This window comes from Marinibactrum halimedae (assembly GCF_021234875.1).
GTDB classification, from domain to species: Bacteria; Pseudomonadota; Gammaproteobacteria; order Pseudomonadales; family Cellvibrionaceae; genus Marinibactrum; species Marinibactrum halimedae.
Map to the genome: position 1 here is coordinate 1 of NZ_JAJQVM010000099.1, position 1,323 is coordinate 1,323.

Consider the following 1,323-nt stretch of genomic DNA (forward strand, 5'->3'; position numbering starts at 1 on the left):
GGGAAAAGTCGCGTCGGGGGGTGTGACTTGTTAAAGTGTCGCTGCACTGTGCTGCGTGTTCTTTAAAGGCTTGATAGCACTGGGCTGTGTGGAAATGTAGGTATGATGTTGCGTAGGCGGACGATACATCACCTCCGACCCCATTGGATTAAATGGCGGTATTAATACCTATGGTTACGCATACCAAAATCCAATAAATAATTTTGACCCTGATGGCCGATTAGTTTGGTTTGGTGTTCCGGCATATTATTTATTCGCTGGTGGGGCAGCGTTAACAGCTGGAGGAGCTTGTATCGCAACAAACTGCGGACAAACTGCCTATGATAATGCCGCTGCTGTAGCTGATTATTTAAATGAAAGCTCAGAAGGACCAGTTGATACTTTCGAGGCTCAATCTGAATATCTACGCTACAAAGATTTTTGTAATAATCCGCCTCCTCCTACCGGAGAGCGATGCAAGGATATGAGAGAAAGAATAAAATGGATGCAGCAATGCAGGAACATGCGTCAACAATGGGATGATAGGTATAAACCAGGAAATCATTCAGATCACATCAGAAGAATGGACAGGGACATTAATAAATTAAAAAGGGTATATAACAACGCATGGAGTTGTAGAAATGAACCTCTGGATTGCGATTAAGTGATGAAAGTATGATAGAAGAGAACATTCCGTTAGAAGAAGATTGGGGCGATTTATCAGATAGGGATATCTATTATGCTTTCGAGTATTTTGGAGGAAAAACTAACGCTGAACTTCAAGATGAATTCAGAAAAAATATTCATGAGCGTTGTTTTAATTTGGGTAACATGCCTATCAAACCTTTTTTATACTATATTTTAGGTTTGGCTGAATATATAGTTTCGAATGATTTTGATGAATTTAACACTCCGCTCGCTGCTAGTGGGTTTGTTGAAATTTTAGAGAAAAAAGTTAATGAATATCCAAGTCAAATTAAGCTTATATATCCTAAATTAATTTCTTTACTCAAAGACATAGCAGAGAATCAATTAAAATATGATATTGATGTAGATATTTATGGTGATCTAAAGAAAAGCTTTGAGAATATCAATAAAGCAATAGAGCAGTGCTAAGTGATAAACTTAATTAAGTGCTCTCAAGTCGGACACACCGCCACTCCGCCGCAATGCGGCTCCGGGCAGCGCTGCACTGCGTTGCGCACTGCATAGTCAATAATGCTGCTCTGTCCTATGTCATGCCGCTTGCATTTTCGCAGCGGCATTTTTATTGGCACCGTCATCACTTCCCCTTTTAGCCGCTAAAAAACCATCGCAGTGGGCAAGCGCCACGCCATACTCCAT

2 protein-coding genes are annotated in these 1,323 nt (G+C 40.6%); both read left to right on the forward strand.

The features are described from left to right. Window positions 1-127 precede the first annotated feature (127 nt). The gene (locus LU351_RS20440) at window positions 128-643 is read left to right on the forward strand and encodes an RHS repeat-associated core domain-containing protein (protein ID WP_332840171.1); all 516 of its coding nucleotides are present in this window, start codon (window positions 128-130) and stop codon (window positions 641-643) included. Window positions 644-654: 11 nt separating this feature from the next. Next, on the forward strand, window positions 655-1,095 hold the full coding sequence (locus LU351_RS20445; protein ID WP_232595935.1) for a hypothetical protein: 441 nt from the start codon (window positions 655-657) through the stop codon (window positions 1,093-1,095). The last annotated feature ends 228 nt before the right edge of the window (window positions 1,096-1,323 follow it).